General features: G+C 57.2%; 22 protein-coding genes. 12 read left to right on the top strand and 10 right to left on the bottom strand.

What is annotated here, in order from left to right:
* The first annotated feature begins 11 nt into the window (after positions 1–11).
* Genes ABLU87_RS00385 through ABLU87_RS00400 form a run of 4 tightly spaced genes read left to right on the top strand, consistent with a single transcriptional unit; the run spans position 12 to position 4,620 of the window.
* The gene (locus ABLU87_RS00385; RefSeq protein WP_004852079.1) at positions 12–530 is read left to right on the top strand and encodes a spore coat U domain-containing protein; all 519 of its coding nucleotides are present in this window, start codon (positions 12–14) and stop codon (positions 528–530) included.
* A gap of 18 nt (positions 531–548) precedes the next feature.
* Complete coding sequence (locus ABLU87_RS00390; RefSeq protein WP_049102470.1) at positions 549–1,313, top strand: fimbria/pilus periplasmic chaperone; 765 nt, start codon at positions 549–551, stop codon at positions 1,311–1,313.
* A 2-nt stretch (positions 1,314–1,315) separates the two neighbouring features.
* On the top strand, positions 1,316–3,646 hold the full coding sequence (locus tag ABLU87_RS00395; protein ID WP_122117430.1) for a fimbria/pilus outer membrane usher protein: 2,331 nt from the start codon (positions 1,316–1,318) through the stop codon (positions 3,644–3,646).
* Positions 3,647–3,660: 14 nt separating this feature from the next.
* Positions 3,661–4,620, top strand: coding sequence for a spore coat protein U domain-containing protein (locus tag ABLU87_RS00400; protein WP_046878049.1), 960 nt, complete (start codon positions 3,661–3,663; stop codon positions 4,618–4,620).
* 384 nt (positions 4,621–5,004) lie between these two features.
* On the opposite strand, the gene ABLU87_RS00405 is transcribed toward ABLU87_RS00400, so the two are convergent.
* The 3 genes from ABLU87_RS00405 to yobA are packed head-to-tail and all read right to left on the bottom strand — an operon-like array spanning position 5,005 to position 6,608.
* Positions 5,005–5,343: a YebY family protein gene (locus ABLU87_RS00405; RefSeq protein ID WP_004103344.1), complete on the bottom strand. Its 339-nt coding sequence runs from the start codon at positions 5,341–5,343 to the stop codon at positions 5,005–5,007.
* Positions 5,344–5,359: 16 nt separating this feature from the next.
* On the bottom strand, positions 5,360–6,229 hold the full coding sequence (copD, locus tag ABLU87_RS00410) for a copper homeostasis membrane protein CopD (RefSeq protein WP_025106130.1): 870 nt from the start codon (positions 6,227–6,229) through the stop codon (positions 5,360–5,362).
* Between the two features lie 4 nt (positions 6,230–6,233).
* Complete coding sequence (yobA, locus tag ABLU87_RS00415; RefSeq protein WP_014229838.1) at positions 6,234–6,608, bottom strand: CopC domain-containing protein YobA; 375 nt, start codon at positions 6,606–6,608, stop codon at positions 6,234–6,236.
* A gap of 135 nt (positions 6,609–6,743) precedes the next feature.
* Here yobA and ABLU87_RS00420 point away from each other — a divergent pair, with 135 nt between their 5' ends.
* Together ABLU87_RS00420 and exoX are read left to right on the top strand one after the other, a co-directional pair.
* Entirely contained in the window at positions 6,744–6,974 is a 231-nt protein-coding gene (locus ABLU87_RS00420; RefSeq protein ID WP_004103351.1) for a DNA polymerase III subunit theta, read from the top strand.
* A gap of 78 nt (positions 6,975–7,052) precedes the next feature.
* Entirely contained in the window at positions 7,053–7,712 is a 660-nt protein-coding gene (exoX, locus tag ABLU87_RS00425; RefSeq protein ID WP_014229839.1) for an exodeoxyribonuclease X, read from the top strand.
* Positions 7,713–7,718: 6 nt separating this feature from the next.
* On the opposite strand, the gene ptrB is transcribed toward exoX, so the two are convergent.
* The 3 genes from ptrB to ABLU87_RS00440 all read right to left on the bottom strand — a co-directional run bounded on the left by ptrB (position 7,719) and on the right by ABLU87_RS00440 (position 11,111).
* Entirely contained in the window at positions 7,719–9,779 is a 2,061-nt protein-coding gene (gene ptrB / locus ABLU87_RS00430) for an oligopeptidase B (protein ID WP_033836507.1), read from the bottom strand.
* Positions 9,780–9,912: 133 nt separating this feature from the next.
* A complete protein-coding gene (locus ABLU87_RS00435) occupies positions 9,913–10,593 on the bottom strand; it encodes a DUF533 domain-containing protein (RefSeq protein WP_122117429.1) in 681 nt (226 codons plus the stop codon).
* 158 nt (positions 10,594–10,751) lie between these two features.
* Entirely contained in the window at positions 10,752–11,111 is a 360-nt protein-coding gene (locus ABLU87_RS00440) for a YebG family protein (RefSeq protein ID WP_025106127.1), read from the bottom strand.
* Between the two features lie 135 nt (positions 11,112–11,246).
* Between ABLU87_RS00440 and purT the strand changes: the two genes are divergently transcribed.
* Positions 11,247–12,425 (top strand): formate-dependent phosphoribosylglycinamide formyltransferase, encoded by a 1,179-nt coding sequence (gene purT, locus ABLU87_RS00445; RefSeq protein WP_004852102.1) that lies wholly within the window; start codon positions 11,247–11,249, stop codon positions 12,423–12,425.
* Positions 12,426–12,470: 45 nt separating this feature from the next.
* Here the strand turns inward: purT and ABLU87_RS00450 are convergent, their stop codons facing one another.
* The 3 genes from ABLU87_RS00450 to zwf form a co-directional block, all read right to left on the bottom strand.
* The gene (locus ABLU87_RS00450) at positions 12,471–13,112 is read right to left on the bottom strand and encodes a bifunctional 4-hydroxy-2-oxoglutarate aldolase/2-dehydro-3-deoxy-phosphogluconate aldolase (protein ID WP_004103368.1); all 642 of its coding nucleotides are present in this window, start codon (positions 13,110–13,112) and stop codon (positions 12,471–12,473) included.
* Positions 13,113–13,149: 37 nt separating this feature from the next.
* Positions 13,150–14,961: a phosphogluconate dehydratase gene (edd, locus tag ABLU87_RS00455; protein ID WP_025106126.1), complete on the bottom strand. Its 1,812-nt coding sequence runs from the start codon at positions 14,959–14,961 to the stop codon at positions 13,150–13,152.
* A gap of 220 nt (positions 14,962–15,181) precedes the next feature.
* Positions 15,182–16,657 carry a glucose-6-phosphate dehydrogenase gene (gene zwf, locus ABLU87_RS00460; RefSeq protein ID WP_004122041.1) on the bottom strand — a complete coding sequence of 492 codons (1,476 nt, stop codon included), beginning with the start codon at positions 16,655–16,657 and terminating at the stop codon, positions 15,182–15,184.
* A 325-nt stretch (positions 16,658–16,982) separates the two neighbouring features.
* Between zwf and ABLU87_RS00465 the strand changes: the two genes are divergently transcribed.
* Complete coding sequence (locus ABLU87_RS00465) at positions 16,983–17,888, top strand: MurR/RpiR family transcriptional regulator (RefSeq protein WP_161505349.1); 906 nt, start codon at positions 16,983–16,985, stop codon at positions 17,886–17,888.
* 125 nt (positions 17,889–18,013) lie between these two features.
* Entirely contained in the window at positions 18,014–19,456 is a 1,443-nt protein-coding gene (gene pyk, locus ABLU87_RS00470; RefSeq protein ID WP_004852109.1) for a pyruvate kinase, read from the top strand.
* A 64-nt stretch (positions 19,457–19,520) separates the two neighbouring features.
* Here the strand turns inward: pyk and ABLU87_RS00475 are convergent, their stop codons facing one another.
* The gene (locus ABLU87_RS00475; protein WP_025106125.1) at positions 19,521–20,855 is read right to left on the bottom strand and encodes a 2-hydroxycarboxylate transporter family protein; all 1,335 of its coding nucleotides are present in this window, start codon (positions 20,853–20,855) and stop codon (positions 19,521–19,523) included.
* Positions 20,856–21,271: 416 nt separating this feature from the next.
* Here ABLU87_RS00475 and ABLU87_RS00480 point away from each other — a divergent pair, with 416 nt between their 5' ends.
* The 3 genes from ABLU87_RS00480 (at position 21,272) to dcuR (ending at position 24,747) form a co-directional block, all read left to right on the top strand.
* Positions 21,272–22,219 (top strand): AEC family transporter, encoded by a 948-nt coding sequence (locus ABLU87_RS00480; RefSeq protein ID WP_025106124.1) that lies wholly within the window; start codon positions 21,272–21,274, stop codon positions 22,217–22,219.
* 62 nt (positions 22,220–22,281) lie between these two features.
* Complete coding sequence (locus ABLU87_RS00485; RefSeq protein ID WP_196941977.1) at positions 22,282–23,967, top strand: NAD-dependent malic enzyme; 1,686 nt, start codon at positions 22,282–22,284, stop codon at positions 23,965–23,967.
* A gap of 63 nt (positions 23,968–24,030) precedes the next feature.
* On the top strand, positions 24,031–24,747 hold the full coding sequence (gene dcuR, locus ABLU87_RS00490; RefSeq protein WP_025106122.1) for a two-component system response regulator DcuR: 717 nt from the start codon (positions 24,031–24,033) through the stop codon (positions 24,745–24,747).
* The last annotated feature ends 18 nt before the right edge of the window (positions 24,748–24,765 follow it).

Below are 24,765 nucleotides of genomic sequence, written 5' to 3' on the forward strand. Positions count from 1 at the left end.
AAATGGGCGTCATGCTTCGACCAGAGTGGCTTACATTACTTCTGCTTTTTACCTCGGGCGCCCATGCCGCCGTTGCCCAAAAGACGTTCAAAGTCTCCGCGCAGATAACCGCAGGCTGCGCGCTGGGCGCCGGGGACGGCTCCCAAACGACGGACTTCGGCACGCTGAATTTTGGCACCCTGTCATCGCTTTACAGCAACGTGGATGTCGCCAGTACCGCCGGCGCAGGTTCCATCATCGTGACCTGCACGCCCGGCACCGCTATTTCAATCGCCCTCGACTATGGCGTCAACGGCGGCTCAGCCACTCAGCGCTACATGTCGAACGGCAACAGCAGCACGCTGGCGTACCAGCTTTATCAGGACGCCAACCGCGCTAACGTTTGGGGCAGCAGTACGCTGGCCCTGAGCGTCGCATCCTTTCCGAGCACCACGCAAACCTATACGGTTTATGGCCGCCTTTTTGCCACGAATGGCTTCCCGGCGGTGGGCTCCTATACCGACACGGTCACCGTCACGCTGACCTATTAGATAATTCACAGGTTAACTATGATTCGCTGTAGATTTGCGCCGTTTATATTCGCTTTATTGCTTCCCTCATCCGTGCTGGCCGCCAGCTCCGTTCTGGTATGGCCGATATTTCAAACGATCGAAAGCCACGAAACAGGGTCTGAACTGTGGCTGGAGAATCGCGGCAGCGCGCCGGTTAATTTGCAGCTGCGCGTGTTTGCCTGGGATCAAAAAGCATCAGCAGACGTCTACGCCGATCAGCGGGATGTTGTCGCCAGCCCGCCTTTTACCACGGTAGCGCCGGGGCAGCGCCAGCTGGTGCGGCTCATGCGCGTCGCCCCCATCGCAAACGGCAAAGAGCAGTCCTATCGCATTGTTATCGATGAGATCCCTGCCGCGCAACCCGCGGCGCAGACGGAACAGAACGCCGCCGGGCTGAAAATGCGCATGCGCTATGTCCTGCCGCTGTTTACCTATGGGCAGGGCGTCACGCCGCTAAAGAACGCGGGTTCAGTCGAACCGGTAAGGGCCACGCTGCGCTGGTCGCTCTCGCAGCAAAATAACCGCCAGACGCTGTGCATCGAAAACAGAGGCAATCAGCACGCGCGCCTCAGCGCGGTTTACTGGGCGAACGCGAGCGGCAAGGGGCGCATTCCCCAGGCTAATGGTCTTCTCGGCTACGTTCTGGCGCAGAAAAAGAGCTGTTTCCCGAGCGCCGGAAACGCTTCCGTGCCTTCAGGAATGCATCTGTTCGCGAAATTAACGGATAACGGTCAGGCGGTGGAAATTCCGGCGAATCGTTAAAAATGAGAGATCTGAAAAGGACGGCGTCCGGTGGGCTGCTGGCGATGGCGTCGGTAACGGCCTGCGCCGCGACCTATGATTCCCTGCCTGCGCCTGCGGCATCCTACGGCGAAAAGCAGGAGTACGAGCTGTACCTCAGCGTATCGGTCAACGGCAATATTCTTGCCGACGCCGTTCCGGTAAAGGTCAACGCTGGCCACTACTGGATCGCGGCCAGCGTGTTGCAGCAAGCGCATATTCCCCTGCAGACCGGCGACGCGCTGGTTGATGTGACGACGCTCCCCTCGGTGAAAGTGGAATATGACCAGCCGGGGCAGATCCTCAAGCTCCAGGTTCCGGACAAATGGCTCCCCGAGCAGCACATCGGGGGGACCACGGAACAACCTGGCCAGACCGCGATAAGCAGCCCGGGAATTTTATTTAACTACGACGCTTACAGCCTCTTTTCATCCGGCGGTTCGCAAACCACCAGCACCTTCACCGAAACGCGCCTTTTCGGCCCGCCGGGCGTCCTTTCCAATAACGCCGTGATTCGGCAAAACTGGTCTTCGACGGGCTACGAGCAGCAGGGCTATATGCGCTATGACACCCTGTGGAAGTACAGCGATAGCGACCAAATGATTAGCTACCAGGCCGGGGACGTGGTCAGTAACGCCCTGACGTGGAGTAGTTCCGTGCGCATGGGGGGGCTACGCCTGAGCCGCAACTTCAGCGTTCGCCCGGATCTGGTGACATATCCGCTGCTTAACTTATCCGGCAGCGCGGCGGTTCCTTCAAGCGTCGATCTGTTTATTAACGGCTATAAGAGCAGCTCTGCGCAAATCAATGGCGGCCCCTATACGCTGACCAACGTTCCCTGGATCAGCGGCGCCGGCGAAGCCACCGTGGTGACCACCGACGCTCTGGGTCGCCAGGTCTCCACCAGCATCCCTTTTTATGTCTCCAATACCCTGCTGCGGGAAGGACTGAGCGATTTTGATTTCACCCTCGGCGCCCTGCGCAACAACTACGGTATCAAGAGTGCCGATTATGGCGCCGGCGCGGTAAGCGCTATTTATCGCTACGGATTCAACAACTGGCTCACGCTTTCGACGCATACCGAAGACCGCGAAGGGTTAACCAATGCCGGTATTGGCAGCGATATCGGCGTGGGGAATCTGGGCACCCTCAGCCTGTCGGGCAGCGCCAGCCGTGGCGAGGGAGACGGAAACCAGTTCACCTCGGGTTACTCTTACTATGGCAGTAGCTGGGGAGTGAGCTATCAACATATCCGCCGCAGCGCCGGCTACGACAACCTTAGCACCTATGGGTCTACCGCCACGCTCAGCCGTCAGTCAGACCAGGCCACGCTGAGCCTGAGTCCGTGGGGACGAACCCTCGGTTCTTTTAGCATTGGCTACTTTGATATCAAAGCCGAGGATAATTCGCGCACCCGGCTGCTGAACCTCTCCTGGAGCCGCGGCCTGTGGCTCAGCAGCAGCCTCAGCCTGAGCGTCAACCGCGATCTGCAGGAAGGTAGCTACGCCAGCATGCTGCAGGTCATCATCCCTTTCGATTCGCAAACCTCTCTCCAGCTAAGCGGCCAGCGCGCCAGCGCCGGACAATGGGGAGAAAATATCAGCGTCAGCCGCTCTGCTCCGGCAGAAGGCGGGCTGGGCTGGAACCTCGCCCATTCGATCGGCGGCGATAACTACAGTCAGGCGGATCTGACCTGGATCAACCGCGTGTCAACGCTGAGCGGAGGCTACTACGGGTCGCGCGACGATCGTCACAGCTGGTTTGAGGCCGCGGGCTCGGTGGTGCTGATGGATAACAGTCTGTTTTTCGCCCGGCAAATTAACGACGCCTTTATCGTCGTCTCCACCGGCAACTACCCGAATATTGCGGTGAATTATGAAAATCGCAAAGTCGGCGTGACCGATAAAAATGGTCATCTGCTGATCCCGTGGGCGACGGCGTGGTATCCGGGGAAAGTCACTCTCGATACGCTACCGCTGCCAACGGACACCGAAGCTCTGACGGTGGAGAAACGCATCGCCGTGCGCGAAGGCAGCGGAGCGCTGGTCGATTTCCCGGTGAACCGCGTGCGCTCGGCAACCCTCGTCTTCGTCGATGCCAGGGGGCAACCGCTGCCGGTCGGTACGCCGGTCGAGGAGGTTAACAGCAAGCAGCGCGGCCTGGTGGGCTATGACGGCGTGGTCTGGTTCTCGCATCTTGGACGCCACAACGAAGTCAAAATAAACGCCGGAGAGCTTCGATGCAGCGTCCAGTTCGAACTTCCGTCCTCAACGCCGGTTCCGCAGCGGATAGGTCCAGTCAGCTGCCCCTCTTAACAACGGAGATAACGTTGAAAAGTATTATCCTCGTATTCGCGATGCTCTTAGCGCTCGGGCAAGCCAGCACCGCGCTGGCCGCCTGCAGTATCAAAACCAGTGCGCCAGCGATCGGCCCGGTCGATTCCTTTGCGCTCAACAGCGCGCCTCAGGGCGTGATGGCCGGCGCGGGGTTTTACTGCACCCCGGAACTGGTGGCGCTGAACTCAACCAATACGTTAAGCGCCACTCTGGCGTCGGCCAACAAGAGCAACGGCGTTCCGCGGCTGCTTAATGGCGCGGGCGATGCCATCCCTTATAGCGTCTGTTCTGACGCCTCGTGCTCGCCGGCCTATCAGGACGGCGGCGTGATTAGCTGGTCCAGAACAACGCTGCTCGAACTGCTGGGTTTATTTAACTCAAGCGATGGCACCATGCCGCTCTACTTCAGAACCACGCCGGGAGCCAACGTCCCCGCCGGTACCTATACCGATGTGTTAACCATCACCTGGGTGTACCGATTCTGCTACGTCGGGCTCGATCTGCTGGGCATTAAGATATGTATTCCGAATAACGGAACCCTGACCTCGACGGTCAACGTGTCGGTGAAGGTGACCAATGTTTGCTATATCGACAGCGCGCCGGACGTCGAATTTGCCTCTGCCGCCCTTCCGTCCGGTTTTAGCCAGTACAGCGGCCAGCTTGCCATCCGCTGCACTAAAAACGCGGCCTACACCGTCAACCTCGCCAGCACTAACGCCAGCGTCGGCGACTGGCGGCAGATGAGCCAGCCCATTGCGAACCAACCAACCGCCTGGCTGCAGTATCAGTTTTACCAGCCCAACGGCAGCGCCTGGACGGAAAGCAACAATCTCAGCGTAACCGGCTCCGGCGCCGCGCAGTCCGCGAACTACACCCTCAAGATTAACCCGACCCAGAGCAACCAGCCTGCGGGAACCTACAGCGATACCGTACTGGTGACCGTGAGCTACTAAAACGTTAGCAGACGATTTTTTGTAAAAGAAATGTTTAGGAAATTATTGTTGTGGTATAAGAAAAAAGCCCCGAAAAAAGCGACTGGGGTTTTGCAATGGAATCTGCGGTTTGTGAAAAACAGATAAAAAGAGACCGAACACGATTCCTGTATTCGGTCCAGGGAAATGGCTCTTGGGAGAGAGCCGTGCGCTAAAAGTTGGCATTAATGCAGGCTAAGTCGCCTTGCCTTATAAGAATAGTTTACCGTGTCAGGTTTTCCAGTCCGCGACAAAAGTGGACGAATAATTCGTATCAAAATTGCTGATGCCAACAAAAAACCGCCACGCCCGGTATCGGGGGATGGCGGTTTTTTTCATGTAAATACAGCGGGATGCAGGCGGCGATCAGCAGAGCTTCTGCGCGCGCTCAATAAAGGGCGCCAGGCTCATTTTTTGTCCCGGCTGCTGCGGATCGTCAATCTGGATCACAGAAATCGGCTGCGCGTTGGTTTTACCGTCTTTCATCTGCTGTTCGGCGATGTCGTTTAGCGGGTACTGCACCAGGGTACTGGGATTAATGGCGAACAGCGCGTTGCCCGGACGGCAGGTCAGCATCACCTCTTCGCGGTTAAACGCCCAGCTCTCCTTACCCACCTCAAAGCGGCTTACGGTAATCACCTGCGGTGCCGCCAGCGCAGCGCCAGAACTTGCCAGTAACAACATTGTCAGAACGATTTTTTTCATGATTTAACCAGTTTATTCAGAAAGGTTCCCAGGTGGCAAACAGGCTGACGGCAAATAGCGCCAGCGCCCCCAGCGCAATTTCTATCTGCGTGGTGCGCACGATGAGCTGCTCCGCTCGCGTTCCGCCTGCCGACATGCGTGGCACCAGAACATACCGGTTCACCAGCGCAATTGCCACCATTGCCGCCACCAGCGCACATTTGAACAACAGCATACGCCCCCAGGGCGAGGTGCTGATAAGTCCACCCTGGATCAGCAGCGCATTTACCACGCCGCTGGCGATGGCGCCGGCAACCGCCAGATGCCCGTAGCGCGAAAAACGCATCATGGTGCAGATGGCCGCCTGCCGCCAGCGACCGTGCGCCAGGCGAAGACAGTAGATAAACGGCAGCAGACCGCCAAACCAGCTGGCCACGCAAAACAGATGAAGCGCATGGTTGGTTCGCTGCACTATCCCCAGCCAGCCATCGTTCATTGCGGCATGCCCGACGCCGGCCAGCAGCAGCAGCTGAGCGCAAAACAGCACCAGCAGCAAACGTCCCGGTCGCCGGGGCTTCAGCCAGACCACCGCCAGCGCCACAAAGGCGAGTAAAATTTGCCATACCCACACGCCGCCAAACTGCGTCCCGGCCACCGCCTGCCAGATAGCCGGCTGCCAGACGTCCGGCCAGCCGTTGCCCATCAAGCCGCCCTGCGCCATCAGCATCAGCAGCGCCGACAGCGCGCTTGCTGATAATAAATAGCGCATCAGCGGATAGAAGCGCTGCATCATCAAACGACGTAAGGCCACCGGCGCCCACCATGCGCCGTAGAGGACGCAGCCGAAAGCGACGATCAGCGAAATGAAATGGATAAAGCGTAAGCTGACATAGACTCCACTCAGCATCGGCTTACTTCACGGTAAAGGTGTATTGCCCTTTCGTCTTGTGGCCATCTACGGAGACCACGTGCCAGTTAACGGTATATTCGCCCGGCGTCAACGCCTGCTCAACCGGTACCGTCAGCTGAGCCTTATTGCTGTCGCTGCGGACGGGTTTACCGAGGGTGATGGTCTTCTGCTGCGGCCCGGTGAGGGTTACGCCGCTAAACTGCGTTTCGATGCCTTCGGAGAAGTTCAGGGTCAGCGCCTGCGGTGAAGCGTTCACCACGGTATTGGCCGCCGGAAGCTGTTGTTGTAGATGGGCGTGGGCCGATGCGCCTGCTGCGGTCAGGCAACCGGCGAGAAACAGAGACAGACGCAGCGCGCGCCCGGCGATGATTGGCATAGTTGTCATTCCTTTTTGTTATGTATGTAGCACAGAGAATAACCCTGTATAATGGCGCAGTCGAGCTAAGCGTCTGAGACTTGCCTTTTTGCCGCGTGCTTAGTACTTTTTGCGGCGTTATCAGAGGAGAAACCGATGGAAAAGAACCTGGCTAAACTATCCCAGGAGGAGATGGACAAAGTGAATGTCGATCTCGCCGCGGCGGGCGTCGCGTTTAAAGAACGCTACAATATGCCGGTGGTGGCTGATTTAGTCGAAAGAGAACAGCCCGAGCATCTGCGCGGCTGGTTTCGCGAACGTCTGATCGCCCATCGACTGGCCTCCGTTTCGCTCTCTCGCCTGCCCTATGAACCGAAACAGAAATAATTCCCGTCCCCTGCGGACATCCACGTTGGCAAGACCTGCGCATTCTATTACGCTGGTTTCTTTGGCCTGGAGCGAGCCATGCTGCGCGTAATCGATACAGAAACCTGCGGATTGCAGGGAGGCATTGTTGAAATCGCCTCGGTAGATATTGTCGACGGACACATCACCAATCCCATGAGCCACCTGGTTCGCCCCGACCGGCCTATCAGCCCGCAGGCGATGGCGATTCACCATATCACCGAAGAGATGGTCGCCGATAAGCCGTGGATCGAGGAGATTGTGCCGCTGTATATGGGCAGTCCGTGGTATGTCGCCCATAACGCCAGCTTTGACCGCCGGGTGTTGCCGGAAATGCAGGGCGAGTGGATCTGCACGATGAAGCTGGCGCGCCGCCTGTGGCCAGGCATCAAGTACAGCAATATGGGGCTGTATAAATCGCGCAAGCTCAGCGTCGCGACGCCACCGGGACTGCATCATCACCGGGCGCTGTACGATTGCTATATCACCGCGGCCCTGCTGCTCGATATCATCAACACCTCCGGCTGGACGCCTGAGGAGATGGCGACCATTACCGGCCGCCCGGCGCTGCTCTCCACCTTTACCTTCGGCAAATACCGCGGCAAGCCGGTCTCGGAAGTGGCGGAAAACGATCCTGGCTATTTACGCTGGCTGTTTAATAACCTGGATCGCATGAGCCCCGAGCTGCGCCTGACGCTGAAGCACTATCTCGGGGAGTAATCGGCGCTATACCTCCGCCTGGCCCGGCAGCGTCCCCTGCGCCAGGCCAATCAGAAACGCATACTCCAGCGCCACGCCTTCATAGCTTTTGAAGCGGCCGGATTTACCGCCGTGGCCGGAATCCATATCGGTACACAGCAGCAGCAGGTTATCGTCGGTTTTCAGCTCGCGCAGTTTTGCCACCCATTTTGCCGGCTCCCAGTATTGTACCTGCGAATCATGCAGGCCCGTGGTGACCAGCAAATGCGGATACGCCTGAGCCTGCACGCCGTCGTACGGGCTGTAGCTTTTCATATAGCGGTAATAGGCTTCATCCTGCGGATTCCCCCACTCTTCAAACTCGCCGGTGGTCAGCGGAATCGACTCATCGAGCATGGTGGTGAGGACATCGACAAAGGGAACCTGGGCCACCACGCCGTGGAAGAGCTCCGGCCGCTGGTTCACCGCGACGCCCATCAGCATACCGCCGGCGCTGCCGCCCATGCCGTAGCAAAAACGCGGATCGCCGTAGCCCTGCGCCAGCAGCGCATCGCAGACGTCGAGATAATCGTTGAAGGTATTTTTCTTGCACAAAAACTTACCGTCTTCGTACCACTGCTGTCCCAGCTCGCCGCCGCCGCGAATATGGGCGATAGCGAACACAAAGCCGCGGTCGAGCAGGCTCAGGCGGCTGGCGCTGAAATCCGCATCCATGCTTGCGCCGTAGGAGCCGTAGCCGTACACCAGCAGAGGGCTGGCGCCCTTGCGGAAATGTTCATGACGGTAGACCAGCGAGACCGGGACTTCGACGCCGTCGCGGGCGTTGATCCACAGATGCTCGCTGCGGTAGTGGCTGGCATCGAACCCTTTGACTTCCTGCTGTTTCAGCACCCGCCGCTCGCCGGTATTCATATCCAGCTCAAACAGCGTATCCGGCGTCGTCATGGAGGAGTAGCCGTAGCGCAGGCGGGCGGTTTCCGGCTCCGGATTATAGGCAAGCCAGGTCACATAGGCCGGATCGTCAAAGGCAATGCCCTGGGACTCTCTTGTCTTACGATTGATCTGACGCAGGCTGGTCAGCCCGCGCTGGCGCTCTTCCACAACCAGCCAGTCGGTAAACAGGGTAAATCCTTCCAGCATGACTTCGTGACGCGGCGCGATCAGGGTCTCCCACTGCTGCTCATCGCGCAGGGTAGTACGATAAAGGCCGAAGTTCTTACCCTCACGGTTAGAGCGCAGATAGAAAGCGTGCTGATAGTGATCGAGGCTATATTCATGATCTTTACGCCGCGGTAGAAAACAGACCGGCTCGGCGTCGGTCATTTCCGCATTGAGCAGCAGCACTTCGCTGGTGGTCGCGCTGGCCAGATAGATCACCACAAACTGCTGGGAAGTCGTCTTGTGTACGCTGACGTAAAAAGTATCGTCCTGCTCTTCATACACCAGAACATCCGCACTGGCCGGCGTCCCCAGACGGTGGCGCCAGACCTGATACGGCAGCAGCGTGGTGGGATGTTTACGCACGTACCACAGGGTCTGCGAATCGTTACTCCAGGCAAAATCAGGCGAGACGTTCTCCAGCACTTCCGCAAATTGCCGGTCGTCGTTTAAGGGAAAGAAGCGCAGGCTATACTGGCGTCGGGAGAGATAGTCTTCCGCCACCGCCATCAGGCTGTTGTCGGGCGAAACGCCTAATCCGCCGAGGGTATAGAATTCGCTGCCGGCCGCACGCTGGTTGCCGTCAAGCAGGACGTCCCATTCATCCCACTCCTCTTTGACTACCGGCTGGCGTTGATAAATCGCGTACTCGCAGCCCGGCTCGTAGACCTGGCGGTAACGATAGCCATTTTTGCTGTAGGGGGCTGACACTTCGCGCTGCGGAATACGGTCGATAATCTCCTTGAGTACCCTGTCCTGCAGGCTACTTTGCGAAGACATCACTTTTTTGCCGTACTCATTTTCCTGGCGCAGATAATCCAGCACTTCCGCCTGCGAGCGATCGTCATCGCGCAGCCAGTAGTAATTATCGATTCGCGTGTCGCCATGTAATGTCATGGCATGGGGGATCCGTTTCGCTTTTGGTGGCATCTGCTTATTCTTCTGCGGCTTGTATTGAGTACTAAAATTTTCAGGCTGCTTCAAAGCAGCCTGAAGGGTGACGTGACTACACAATATATAAGGGTGGCAAAAGTCGCCAGCGATGCAAGCGAAACGTGCGGATTTAGAGCGTTACGGCCTGTTTTTGCGCCTGAATATCCCGTTCGATATCCTCACGCACTTCCTGCGGGAGCTTCAGCGCTTCGCCGAGGGCGTTCAGATAGCTGCGTTCCATAAAGTGGTCAATATCAATGACCGCGCAGCTGATATAGTAAACTTCAAGCGCCTCTTGCTCGCTGCAGATGCCCTGCGCCAGGCTCTGCGGGTCGAGGGGCTGCGCCAGCGCCCGGTCAATTAACACCCGGCCCTGGACGTCGACGTTTGCCGCACGCAGCTGCTCTTCGATATTTGCCCGCTCGCGTTCGTCAATATGTCCATCGCTTTTAGCGGCGAAGACCAGCGCCATAATCAGCCGTTCGCTGCGGGCGTCGAGTTCGGCCGGTGCGGGAGATGGCGCCTGTGCGGGCGCGACATCAGCCGATGCCTGCTGCGCGCTGGCGCGCATCTTCTGCTGATATTTATTCCACAAAACGCTGCCCGCAACCGCGCCGCCGCCGACCAGCAGCGCGCCGGAGCCGTATTTGGCTAACAGCTTGCGCGATGATTTGCTGGCGACCAGCAGCCCGGCCAGCCCGCCAAGCGCGCCCGGCAGGAGTAAATTTTTGCCGCTTGATTGATCGTCAGATGAAGAAGACCGCCCCTGCTGACCCAGCAGAGACTGCAGTTGATTAAGCCAGTTAGCCATACATTTCCTCGTTGCGCGATAAGCGATAAGCGATAAGCGATACCACCAGCCTAAACGACGCGACGTCAGGAAACGTTATCGGCAGCTAAAGATGAGCAAATGTCGCGCCGGGAAGCGCGGGAGCCTGCCGCCAGAAGCGCTGGCGGCGGCAGCGTAGCTCAGGCCGCTTTCGCTTTGCGCGGCTTCGCCGGCGCCGGGGCTTCAGATTCGACGACGTCGTCGGTCTTGTCGCCCTCTTCTGCTTCTGCGCGATCGGCTGGCGCCTCGGCGGCGCCCTCGGCTTCCGGCAGCTTACCGGAGCGCAAAATATGGTTGAGGGTGTCTTTACGTTCGGCCAGCCACATCGCCATGCTATCGCGCTGCTCTTCATCGAGCGTTAGCGGGCATTCAACCAGCCAGTCGTTCAGTACTTCCGCCAGATCGAGCATTTTGTCATAAGCATCGGCCTCTTTTTTGCTGGCAAAAGACATTTTTTCCTCACCTTCGCGAATCACTACATATTTAATTTCAACCGCCATGATGCAGCCTCTCAGTACTGTATTTTTATACAGTATATCAAATTTCTTCCCCGAACTCAAATGACGCGCATAAAGACATGCGCAAACGTTTTCGTTTATAATGCGGCGCATGTTTTTTTACTGCGGAAGAGAGTTATGACTGTATTAGGTACGGCGCTGCGCCCTGCGGCAACAAAGGTAATGCTGTTAGGTTCCGGTGAACTGGGTAAAGAAGTGGCCATTGAATGCCAGCGCCTGGGAATTGAGACCATCGCCGTCGATCGTTACCCTGACGCTCCGGCCATGCAGGTCGCACACCGTTCGCACGTCATCAATATGCTGCACGGCGAAACGTTGCAGGCGCTGATTGAGCAGGAAAAACCTGACTTTATCGTGCCGGAAATCGAGGCCATCGCCACCGATACACTGGTCGCGCTGGAGCAGGCCGGGCAGAAAGTCGTCCCCACCGCGCGCGCGGCAAAGCTCACCATGAATCGCGAAGGGATCCGCCGCCTGGCCGCTGAAGAGCTGAAGCTGCCGACCTCCGCCTACCGTTTTGCCGACAGCGAACCCGCCTTCCGCGAAGCCGTCGCCGGGATAGGCCTGCCGTGCATCGTCAAGCCGGTAATGAGCTCATCGGGTAAAGGCCAGAGCTTTATTCGTTCCAGCGAACAGCTGGCTGACGCCTGGCAGTATGCGCAGCAGGGCGGCCGCGCCGGAGCCGGACGCGTTATCGTTGAAGGCGTGGTGAATTTTGATTTCGAGATTACCCTTCTCACCGTCAGCGCCGCGGATGGCGTACACTTCTGCGCGCCGGTCGGTCATCGCCAGGAAGATGGCGACTATCGTGAATCCTGGCAGCCGCAGCAGATGAGCGCGCTGGCGCTGGAACGCGCGCAGGAAATCGCCCGTCAAGTGGTGCTGGCGCTGGGCGGCTACGGCCTGTTCGGCGTCGAACTGTTCGTCTGCGGTGATGAGGTGATTTTTAGCGAAGTCTCGCCGCGCCCGCACGACACCGGTATGGTCACGCTGATTTCACAGGACTTATCCGAGTTCGCCCTGCACGTTCGCGCCTTCCTCGGCCTGCCGATTGGCGCGATTCGCCAGTACGGCCCGGCGGCCTCGGCGGTGATCCTGCCGCAGCTAACCAGCCAGAACGTCACTTTCAGCAATATTCAGGCCGCGGTCGGCGCGGGACTGCAGCTGCGTCTGTTCGGCAAGCCGGAAATTGACGGTTCGCGTCGTCTGGGCGTGACGCTGGCGATAGCCGATAACGTTGAGGAAGCTGTTGCGCGCGCCAAAGCGGCGGCGTCAGCGGTCGTGGTCGCAGGATAAAAAAAAGCCCGGTCGCAGACCGGGCCTCTGGTGAGTGCGCGAAGATTACTTCGCGCCTTCTACCGCCTCACGAGCCAGTTTGGTGATACGGTCGTAATCACCGGCTTCCAGCGCATCCGCCGGCACCAGCCAGGAGCCGCCGATGCACAGTACGCTGTTCAGCGCCAGATAGTCGCGATAGTTCGCCGGAGAGATGCCGCCAGTCGGGCAGAAGCGAATGTGCGCGAACGGGCCGCCAATCGCCTGCAGCGCTTTCACGCCGCCGTTTGCTTCCGCCGGGAAGAATTTGAACTCTTTCAGGCCATACTGCATACCCAGCATCAGCTCGGATACGGTGCTGATCCCCGGGATCAGCGGAATGGTGCCTTCGCCGGTCGCCGCTTTCAGCAGGGATTCGGTCAGGCCAGGGCTGATAGCAAACTGCGCGCCCGCTTCGGTCACTTCTTTCAGCTGCTCAACGTTAGTGACGGTACCGGCACCGACAATCGCTTCCGGGACTTCTTTGGCGATCGCGCGGATAGCGTCCATCGCGCACTCGGTACGCAGGGTCACTTCCAGTACGCGTACGCCGCCTGCAACCAGCGCTTTCGCCATTGGCACAGCGTGTTCCAGCTTTTTCACCACGATTACCGGTACTACCGGGCCGGAGGTGAGGATTGCTTCTGCAGTTGTTTTCCAGTTTTTCATCAGATTTTCTCTCGCCAGATCTATAAATCGAATCGTCTTAAAAATTGATGCAGGTTGCGCCCTGTTCTGCTCCAGAGAGTTTCTCACGCAGCGCACCGAACATTTCCCGGCCGGTTCCCACGCGCGAACCGCTCAGGTCAGGAATATGCGCCTGACGCGCGGCCAGCTCTGCGTCATCGACCAGCAGCGTTAGCTCGCCCGTCTGGCCGTTAACGCGGATGATATCGCCATCGCGTACCTTCGCCAGCAGGCCCCCATCGTACGCTTCTGGCGTCACGTGGATTGCCGATGGCACTTTGCCTGATGCGCCGGAGAGACGACCATCGGTTACCAGCGCAATTTTGAAACGGCGGTCCAATAATACACCAAGTGGCGGCATAAGTTTATGTAATTCTGGCATGCCGTTCGCTTTTGGCCCCTGATGACGGACGACAACCACGCAATCTTTGTCGAGCAGCCCCGCTTCAAAGGCGGGCAGTACGTCATGCTGGCTCTCGAAAACCACCGCAGGAGCTTCAATAATCTGGTTTTCAACCGGCACGGCGGAGGTTTTCATGACCGCGCGTCCGAGGTTACCACTCAACACTTTGGTGCCGCCGTGGCGAGAGAACGGTTTGTCAAACGTGGCGATAACCTGTTCGTCCAGCGGCGCGGTCGCCCCTTCGCGCCAGTCAAGTTCGCCGTTATTAAGCCAGGGCTCCATGGTGTAGCGAGAGAGGCCGAAGCCGGCCACGGTGTGAACATCTTCATGCAGCAGGCCGCCTTTCAGCAGCTCGCGCACCAGCACCGGCACGCCGCCAGCCGCCTGGAAGTGGTTAATATCCGCCGGGCCGTTCGGGTAGAGGCGCGCCAGCAGCGGCACCACGTCAGAGAGATCGGAGAAATCATCCCAGTTAATGATGATCCCTGCCGCCCGCGCCATAGCCACCAGGTGCATGGTGTGGTTGGTGGACCCCCCGGTTGCCAGCAGCGCGACAATCCCATTGACCACCACTTTTTCATCAAACATTTTGCCCAGCGGCATCCACTCGTTACCGTTGCCGGTCAGGCGGGTCACCTGGCGGGCGGCGGCGGCGGTCAGCGCTTCGCGCAGCGGCGCATCCGGATGCACGAATGACGATCCGGGCAGCTGCATCCCCATAAACTCAACCACCATCTGGTTGGTATTGGCGGTACCGTAGAAGGTACAGGTGCCAGGCGCATGGTAAGACGCGGCTTCGGACTCCAGCAGCGCCATACGATCCACTTTGCCTTCCGCATAGAGCTGACGAATGCGCACTTTTTCTTTATTCGCCAGGCCGCTGGCCATCGGCCCGGAAGGGATAAAGATGGACGGCAGGTGGCCGAACGACAGCGCAGCCATCGCCAGGCCGGGGACAATTTTATCGCAGACGCCGAGGTAGAGCGCGCCGTCAAACATGTTGTGCGACAGGCCAATCGCGGCGGACATGGCAATCACTTCGCGGCTGAGCAGCGACAGCTCCATCCCATCCTGCCCCTGCGTCACGCCATCGCACATCGCCGGAACGCCGCCGGCGACCTGGCCTACCGCGTTCGCGGAGTGCAGCGCTTTGCGGATAATGTCCGGATAGCGCTCATAGGGCTGGTGGGCGGACAGCATATCGTTGTAGGAGGTAATAATGGCGATGTTATTGCGCAGCATGCTTTTCAGCGAGGCTTTGTCATCCGCCTGGCAGGCGGCAAAGCCGTGGGCCAGGTTACCGCATGCCAGCTGGGCGCGATGAACGGTGTCGGTTTTGGCCTGGTTAATCCGGGCGAGGTAGGCTTCGCGGGTATCGCGCGAGCGTTCGATGATGCGATTTGTTACCCGTAACATTTCAGAATTCATAAAGGCTCCTCAAATTTCATCTGTCCGGCCGCAGCGCTTTAGCGGTACTTTTAGGGGCTTAGGGCACCAGTACTGGGGCTCAGGGGCAAAATATCTGCAGGCAGTGTAATAAAAAAAGCCCCGGGGGTGAATCCTCCGGGGCTTAAAAGATTAAAAATTACGCGACTTGCTGCGTCAGATCATGTTACCGGTAAAATAACCCTGACGGAGGAGCTGGCGATTACTCAAACTCGTTCCACGAACGACCGTCGCGGGTGATCATCGCCACGGAGGCAACCGGCCCCCAGGTACCCGCCTGATACGGTTTCGGCGAATCACGATCGGCAGCCCAGGCTTCAGTGATGGAATCGACCCACTTCCACGCCTCTTCCACTTCATCACGACGGACGAACAGCGCCTGGATACCGCGCATCGTTTCCAGCAGCAGGCGCTCGTAGGCATCCGCCAGGTGGGTTTGATTAAAGGTTTCCGAGTAGCTCAGATCCAGCTTGGTGATCTGCAGGTTATGCTTGTGGTCAAGTCCGGGAACTTTGTTCAGCACCTGGATATCCACCCCTTCATCCGGCTGCAGACGAATGGTCAGCTTATTCTGCGGCAGCTCTTGCCAGGTCTCTTTGAACAGGTTCAGTTCCGGCGTCTTGAAGTAAACCACGACTTCGGAACACTTGGTCGGCAGACGTTTACCGGTACGCAGGTAGAACGGTACGCCCGCCCAGCGCCAGTTGTCGATATCCACGCGGATCGCCACGAAGGTTTCTGTATGGCTGGACTTGTTGGCCCCCTCTTCCTCGAGGTAGCCCGGCACTTTTTTGCCCTGGGCAAAACCGGCGGTGTACTGGCCGCGCACCGTTTTTTCACGCACGTTGGTGCGGTCAATGCGGCGCAGCGATTTCAGCACCTTCACTTTTTCATCGCGGATGCTATCGGCAGTCAAATCTGACGGCGGGGACATGGCAATCATGCACAGAATTTGCAGCAGGTGGTTCTGGATCATGTCGCGCATCTGCCCGGCCTGATCGAAGTAGCCCCAGCGACCCTCAATGCCCACCTCTTCCGCCACGGTGATCTCGACGTGATCGATGGTGCGGCTGTCCCAGTTATTGACGAACAGCGAGTTGGCAAAGCGCAGCGCCAGCAGGTTCAGCACCGTCTCTTTACCCAGATAGTGGTCGATACGGTAGACCTGGCACTCTTCAAAGAACTCACCCACCCGATCGTTGATCTCGCGGGAGGTTTCCAGGGAGGTACCCAGCGGTTTCTCCATCACCACGCGGGCCGGCTTGGCGTTCAGCTTCGCTTCACCCAGACCTTTGCAAATCGCGCCAAAGGTGCTCGGCGGCATGGCGAAATAGTTAATGGTCACCCGCTCTTTCTGATCGAGCATTTTGCCCAGGCGGGTAAACGCTTTGGTATCGTTGACATCAAGGTTACAAAAATCCAGACGCCCGCTCAGGGTCTCCCACAAACCTTCATCGATTTTCTCCTTCATGAAGGTTTCCATCGCTTCACGCACTACCTTGGTGTAAGCGTCTTTGTCCCAGTCGGCGCGACCGACGCCGATGATGCGGGTGTCAGGGTGGATCTGACCCGCTTTTTCAAGCTGATACAGGGAAGGCAGCAATTTACGTCGCGCCAGGTCACCCTTCGCGCCGAAAATGACCAGATCGCATGCCTGGGCCGTTTGCGTTACCGCCATGTCATTCTCCTTAGTTGATAGCCCGGTGCTTATGCCAGACTATAGTTGTATTTGTAATTTTCTTTCACTGCATCGTACTGTGTTTACGAATTTCCCGAAACCCTCAGCGGCCGTTCCCGCTGCTAAATCGCACAGGGTGGAAAATAGAGGCTGAGATTTTGGGCATGCGGCTAATATTGTTCGTTGTTTCGACCGATTATCAGTTAGTAAAATACGACTCTGATCATGTAATGAAAAAAAACAACATATTTTCAGGTCATTCCTCACCGTTTCCGACTACAGAGGGGTATATTCTTGCTAAAACGCCTGATGATTTCACCCATTAATGAAATCGCTTCCATTGATGAGCGCCCGATTACCCATGAATATGCTGGAAAAAATCCAGTCCCGGCTGGAACACCTTAGCAAATCTGAACGCAAAGTGGCGGAAGTCATCCTTGCTACCCCCGCGCAGGCCATTCATTCCAGTATTGCCGCCCTGGCGCTGGAAGCCGGCGTCAGCGAGCCCACGGTTAACCGTTTCTGCCGCAGCCTGGAAACGCGCGGTTTCCCGGATTTCAAACTGCATCTTGCACAAAGCCTGGCGCACGGCACGCTCTATGTTAACCGCAACGTCGATGAAGACGACAGCGTTGAGTCCTATACGGGAAAGATATTTGAGTCAGCCATGGCCAGTTTAGATCAGGTCCATCATTCTCTCGACATGTCGGCGATCAATCGCGCGGTTGACCTGCTCACGCAGGCGAAGAAAATCGCCTTTTTTGGCCTGGGCTCTTCGGCCGCCGTCGCCCACGACGCGATGAACAAGTTTTTCCGTTTTAACGTGCCGGTGATCTATTCCGACGACATCGTCCTGCAACGCATGAGCTGTATGAACTGTAATGACGATGATGTGGTGGTGATCATCTCGCATACCGGCAGGACTAAAAGCCTGGTGGAGCTGGCTCAGCTGGCCCGCGAAAACGATGCGATGGTGATCGCGATTACCTCCCCCGGCACGCCGCTTTCCCGGGAATCAACGCTGGCGATTACCCTGGACGTACCGGAAGATACCGATATCTATATGCCGATGGTCTCCCGCTTAGCGCAGCTGACGGTGATTGATGTCCTGGCGACCGGCTTCACCCTGCGGCGGGGAGCAAAATTCAGAGATAACTTGAAGAGGGTCAAGGAAGCGCTCAAGGAATCGCGCTTTGATAAAGAGCTCAGCGTACACAGCAATGACCAATAAAAGTAGAAACAAAGCATTATCCTATTACACCGTCGGTAACGTTCCGGTATAGCGACTTTGCTCGTCGGCGCTACCGAATCCATGTTCACGCAACACCAAAGTTGTTTCAGTCAACGGAGTATTACATGTCCAGAAGGCTTCGCAGAACCAAAATCGTGACTACCTTAGGCCCGGCTACCGACCGCGATAACAACCTTGAGAAGGTTATTGCCGCAGGCGCTAACGTGGTACGTATGAACTTCTCTCACGGCACCGCGGAGGATCATCAGATCCGTGCGGATAAAGTCCGTGAGATTGCGGCGAAACTGGGCCGTCATGTCGCGATTCTCGGTGACCTACAGGGGCCGAAAATCCGCGTTTCCACCTTCAAAGAAGGCAAAATTTTCCTCAATATCGGCGATAAATTCCTCCTCGACGCAAACCTGGGTAAAGGCGAAGGCGACAAAGAGAAAGTCGGCATCGACTATAAAGGGCTCCCGGCTGACGTGGTTCCGGGCGACATTCTGCTGCTGGACGACGGCCGCGTACAGCTGAAGGTCCTGGAAGTTCAGGGCATGAAGGTGTTCACCGAAGTCACCGTCGGCGGACCGTTGTCCAACAATAAGGGGATTAACAAGCTGGGCGGCGGCCTCTCGGCAGAAGCGCTGACGGAGAAAGACAAAGCGGACATCATCACCGCCGCCAAAATTGGCGTCGATTACCTGGCCGTCTCCTTCCCGCGCTGCGGCGAAGACCTGAACTACGCTCGTCGCCTGGCGCGCGATGCCGGCTGCGATGCCAAAATCGTCGCCAAAGTCGAGCGCGCGGAAGCGGTATGCGATCAGGACGCGATGGATGACGTGATCCTCGCCTCCGACGTTGTCATGGTGGCACGCGGCGACCTCGGCGTGGAAATCGGCGATCCGGAGCTGGTCGGCATCCAGAAGGCGCTGATCCGCCGCGCCCGTCAGCTGAACCGCTCGGTCATTACCGCGACGCAGATGATGGAGTCGATGATCACCAACCCGATGCCAACCCGCGCCGAAGTCATGGACGTGGCGAACGCCGTGCTGGACGGCACCGACGCCGTGATGCTGTCGGCAGAAACCGCCGCGGGCCAGTATCCGTCTGAGACCGTTGCCGCGATGGCGCGCGTCTGCCTCGGCGCGGAAAAAATCCCCAGCCTCAACGTCTCCAAGCACCGCCTGGACATTCAGTTCGATAACGTGGAAGAAGCCATTGCGATGTCCGCCATGTACGCGGCGAACCACCTCAAGGGCGTCACCGCTATCATTACCATGACGGAATCCGGTCGGACCGCGCTGATGACTTCCCGCATCAGCTCCGGCCTGCCGATTTTCGCGCTGTCTCGCCACGAGCGCACGCTGAACCTGACCGCGCTGTATCGCGGCGTGACCCCGGTGCATTTCGATAGCGTCAATGAAGGCGTAGCCGCTGCGCACGACGCGGTAACGCTGCTGCGTGATAAAGGCTATCTGGTGACCGGCGACCTGGTTATCGTCACTCAGGGTGACGTGATGAGCACCATCGGTAGCACCAACACCACCCGCATTCTGACCGTCGAGTAAGCCTCTCCACCTACCTGCCAGCGCCGCAGCTGGCAGGTATTTTTTTGCCCCCTCGCCCGCTAAACTACGCAAGCCAGCTCAACAATAGCGTGGCGGTAATCACCGTCGACGCGCCGCCGATACGGGTGGCTATCTGGGCAAAAGGCATTAATCCCATTCGGTTTGATGCCGAGAGAATGGCAACGTCTCCCGTCCCCCCAAGCCCGCTGTGGCAGCTGGTGACGATGGCCGCTTCGACCGGGTACATATTCAAACGAGAAGCGATAAGAAAGCCGCTTAGCGCCATCGCAATGACGATTGAGCCACAAACCACCACGTAGCCAACCGAGAAGACCGCGACCACGCTTTCCAGAGGAACATACAGCATTCCCAGGCCTATCATCAGCGGCCAAACCAGCGCGGCGGAGACGAACTTGTAGCAGCTGTGCGCCCCCAGTTCCATCGCCGCCGGGATAACTTTCGCGTATTTGCAAAATACCGCGGCCAGAATCATCAGCACCGGCCCCGGAATATGCACCACCTTTTCCAGCAGACCGCCGACGATAAAAAACGCGCAAATCATTAATAATCCGGCCCCCATCAGCTGGAAATCCGTGGGCTGCGCGCGCTGATTTTGCGCAAAGACGCTGTTATCTTCATGGCTGCGGATCAGCATTCCGCTGCCGGAGAGCGAAGGACGTCGCGTCCCCATGCGCGCCAGAAAACCGGCGCAGATGATGGCGAAAATGTTGCCCACCACGGCAGCCGGCGCCAGCTGCGCCACGTAAACGTCGGGCGTTTGCCCGAGAATAGCTGAATAGGCCAGCGACAGGGGCAGGATCCCTTCACCGATACCGCCGCCGATGATCGGCACGATAATAAAGAAAAAGGTGTGGTAGAAACTGTAGCCAAACAGGCTGCCCACCAGCAGGCCGGTTAAGATCGCCGCCCCGGTCCCCACCACCAGCGGGACAAACATACGTACCATTCCCTGAATCAGGATGGTTCTGTTCATGCCCAGAATGCTGCCGACGACCAGGCAGGCGATGACGAAATAGAGGAGGTTGGCCTCTTTCATCAGCAAGTGCACGGTATCGAGGGTATGCGCTTCGAACATGCCGAAATAGACCAGCACCGACGGCGTCATCAGGCACAAAATGGCCGGGCCGCCAACCTCCTTGAGGATTGGCACCATTCGGCCAATTTTAGCCAGCGCGAACCCCAGGGTCATGATTACCGCCAGACCGCCAATCATGTTCTTCGGCAGCAGGCCTGCGGTCGCGGAGATGGCAACAATTGCGGCTATCCCGATAAAGAGCACCAACGGCACGGCGCCGACCTCAATATTGGATAAAAGTCGTGGCGCCTGCCCGCTCGGCAGCGTTTTATCTATCGGGTGGTTGAGTGAGTTATTTTCCATATTTTTACCTGAATAATGATGTCACGTAGGGTATCGACGCAATATTAAAAGCGCGCAATCAAATAAATAAAAAAGTGCCAGGCAAAATACCAATGAAACAAAAAAACGTTAGCACAGGACGTTAACATTAAAAAATAAAATCCAGGTTTTACTGTCGTGCTTTGTGACTAAAGCATAATATTTATTTTAAGTAATTTAATTTATTACCCTGAAACTAAAGTTACCGGCATCGGTATAACTGAATAGCAGAGAGATAAAGTGATGATTCTGTCCTTTTTTCTCTATTTGTAAGTAAAGTATTTAAGGCGAAATTATTTAAACCCCAGCGACTGTGATGACTATCACCTTTTAAATATTATGGGATCGCTAGATTAAAAAAACACAACGTAGCCGATAATATATTTTCAGGACATCTTATGCCTTCACTGCTCTTAGAATCCCTTTTTCCCCTGGTGTTTATCATGCTGCTCGGATGGCTAAGCGGTAAGCTGGGCTATACCCGCCGCGAGGATGCGTCCGTACTGGCCACGGTGGTCATTCGTTTCGCGCTTCCCTTCCATCTTTTTATCGGCGCACTGAATACCCATCCCGATAAGATGAAAAACTTCACCTTTATGGCGGTGTTAGTCATCGGTCTGATGGGGTCATATATCCTCACGCTCCTGATCTCACGCTATGTTTTTCGTCATGATATTAAAACCAGCGCGATTCAGTCCCTGGTGTGCGCGTTCCCCGACATGGCCTACTTTGGCGCTCCCGTGCTTGCGGTGCTGATTGGTCCGGAGGGTTTTCTCGGCGTGCTTATCGGTAACCTGGTGACCAGCGTATTGATGATCCCCCTGACCATCATCCTGATTCGCATGGGTGACAAGCGCGGCCGCGCTGACGCGGAACAGCCTAATCCGCTGCGGCTTATCCTGCAAAACCTGTTTAAAGCCGTCCGAAACCCGATCGTCTGGATACCGATTTCCGGGGTACTGCTCAGCCTTGCCGGAGTACAGCTGCCGCACATGCTGAGCATGCCCATTGAGATGGTGGGAAAAGTGGCGGGCGGCCTCTCCCTGTTCGCCCTTGGGCTGCTATTTTACGGCGAACGTCCTACGGTCAATATTCAAACCTGTACCAATATCAGCATCAAGAATCTGCTCCAGCCGGCCATGATGGCCGTAGCCGGTCTCGCCTTCGGGCTCAGCCATAGCCTGATGCAGCAGGTCATTATCATCGGCGCGACGCCTTCCGCCATTGCGGCAGGGATGTTTGCCCTGCGCAGCGATACCTATATCGAGCCCGCCTCATCCTCTATTTTGCTCGGTACCGCAGTGGGCGTCGTCACTGAAGGATTCATGATTTATTTAATCTCTTAATCACTGAAATAAAGCCCGAAGAATTCCGGCAATTATTTATTATGATATTCAGGAGTCATCAAATGTTAGCCACAGAAACCTTATATACGCCCTATAACGGCGCCGTGCTGCTGGAAAACCCGTTATTAAATAAAGGCCTCGCGTTTACTGAAGGTGAACGGACCGCGTTTAATCTTCAGGGTCTTCTGCCGCATAATGTCGAAACGATTGAAGAGCAAACCGCGCGCGCGTGGGGGCAGTTTTGCCAGTTTAAACGGGATATTTCGCGCCATATCTACCTGCGAAATATTCAGGATACTAACGAGACCCTATTCTATAATCTGCTGCGCAGCCATATGAAAGAAACGCTGCCGATCATCTATACCCCAACGGTAGGTGAAGCATGTGAACACTTCTCTGAAATTTATCGCCGGGGACGCGGTCTGTTTATTTCATGGCCTAACCGTCACAACATTGATGAGATGCTGCAGGGCTTTTCCCGCAATGATATCAACGTTATTGTGGTGACCGACGGCGAGCGCATTCTTGGCCTCGGCGACCAGGGGATTGGCGGCATGGGGATCCCGATTGGTAAACTCTCGTTATATACAGCCTGCGGGGGTATACACCCGGCATCAACGCTGCCCATTATGCTGGACGTGGGCACCAACAACGCCCAGCATCTTGAGGACCCGCTGTATATGGGCTGGCGTCATCCGCGTATAAGCGACGAGCAGTACATGGAATTTATGGACATGTTTGTCCATGCCATCACGCAGCGCTGGCCCAATGTGCTACTACAGTTCGAAGATTTTGCGCAAAAAAACGCCACCCGGCTTCTTAACCGCTATAGTCACCAGCTGTGCTGTTTCAACGATGATATTCAGGGCACGGCAGCCGTGACCTCAGGCACGCTGATCGCTGCCGCCGCTGCCGCCGGTACGCGGATCCGCGATCAGCGAGTGGTGTTTCTCGGCAGCGGATCGGCCGGATGCGGGATAGCGGAAAAAATCATTGCGCTGATGGTTGATGACGGGCTCTCAGAGCAGGAAGCGCGCAATCGCATCTTTATGGTCGACCGCCCTGGCCTGTTGACCGATGAGATGCCGGATTTGCTGGACTTCCAGCAGGGCCACGTCACGCCGCGGAAAAATCTTACCCGCTGGGATACCGATGCGGCCCACCTGTCGCTGATGGATGTTGTACGCAACGTCCATCCCACCGTGCTGATTGGCGTATCCGGCCAGCCGGGACTGTTCAGCGAAGAGATTATCAAAGAGATGCACCGGCACTGCCCGCGTCCGATTATTATGCCGCTGTCCAACCCGACCTCCCGCGCCGAAGCCCAGCCGAAGGATCTGCTGGAATGGACCCGGGGGAATGCGCTAATTGCCACCGGCAGCCCGTTCGCGCCCGTATTCTATGACGGTAAGACCTACGATATCGCCCAGTGCAACAATGCCTATGTTTTCCCCGGTCTGGGGCTGGGGATTCTGGCCAGCAAAGCGGCGCGCGTGACCGAAGGGATGCTTATCGCCTGCAGTAAAACCCTGCCCGCCCACTCGCCTTTGGCCACCCGCGACGCCGGCGGATTACTGCCGCCGGTCGACGAGATTGAGATGATTTCCCGGGCAATTGCCGCAGAGGTCGCACGCGCGGCTCAGCAGGATGGCGTCGCGCCGCAGATTGACGAGGCTCAGCTGGCCGCGAATATCGATAAAATGTTCTGGCGAGCGCGCTACACCGCATATAAACGATCGCCATTTTGATCGCCATCCCAGACACATATTACGGGAAGCGCGCCGGCTTCCCGCCGCACCGGGAAACCCCGCATGATTAATGTGCTGATTGTCGATGATGATTCCATGGTGGCCGAGCTGAACCGGCTGTTTCTCAGCCGGGTGGCGGATTTCCACTGCTGCGGCGTGGCCCCCACGGTCCGCGAAGCCAGGGAGATGCTCAGCCATTTGGCGCAGGTCGATCTGGTGCTGCTGGATGTCTACATGCAGCAAGAGAACGGGCTGGATCTGCTGCCCGCGCTACGCGCCGATGCGCGAAATATTGATGTCATTATGATTACCTCCGCTGCCGATAGGTGCACGGTTCAGACGGCGCTGCATTATGGCGTGGTCGATTACCTGATTAAACCGTTTCAGTTTCCGCGCTTTGAGGAGGCGCTGTTGTCATGGCGTAAAAAGCGCGATCTGAAGAATGCGAAATCCAGCTACGCCCAGGCCGATGTGGACAGCCTGCTGCGCAGCGGGGTTCAGCAGCAGGAAAGCGCACGCCGCCTGCCGAAAGGGCTTACGCCGCAGACGCTTCGTCTGGTGTGCCAGTGGATTGACGCCTGGCAGGAACGTGACTTTTCGACCAATGAACTGGCCGCGGCGCTGCAGATATCCCGGGTCTCATGCCGCAAATATCTGATTTGGCTGGAGCAGATAAATATCCTCTACACCACCAACCATTACGGCATCACCGGTCGTCCGGAATATCGTTACCGGCTCGTTGCCGATCATTTGGCGCTACTCAAACAATACGGCCAATGAACCCGGTGAGGCCATTGG

This window comes from Klebsiella sp. CB_Kp196, assembly GCF_040061575.1.
GTDB classification, from domain to species: Bacteria; Pseudomonadota; Gammaproteobacteria; order Enterobacterales; family Enterobacteriaceae; genus Klebsiella; species Klebsiella michiganensis.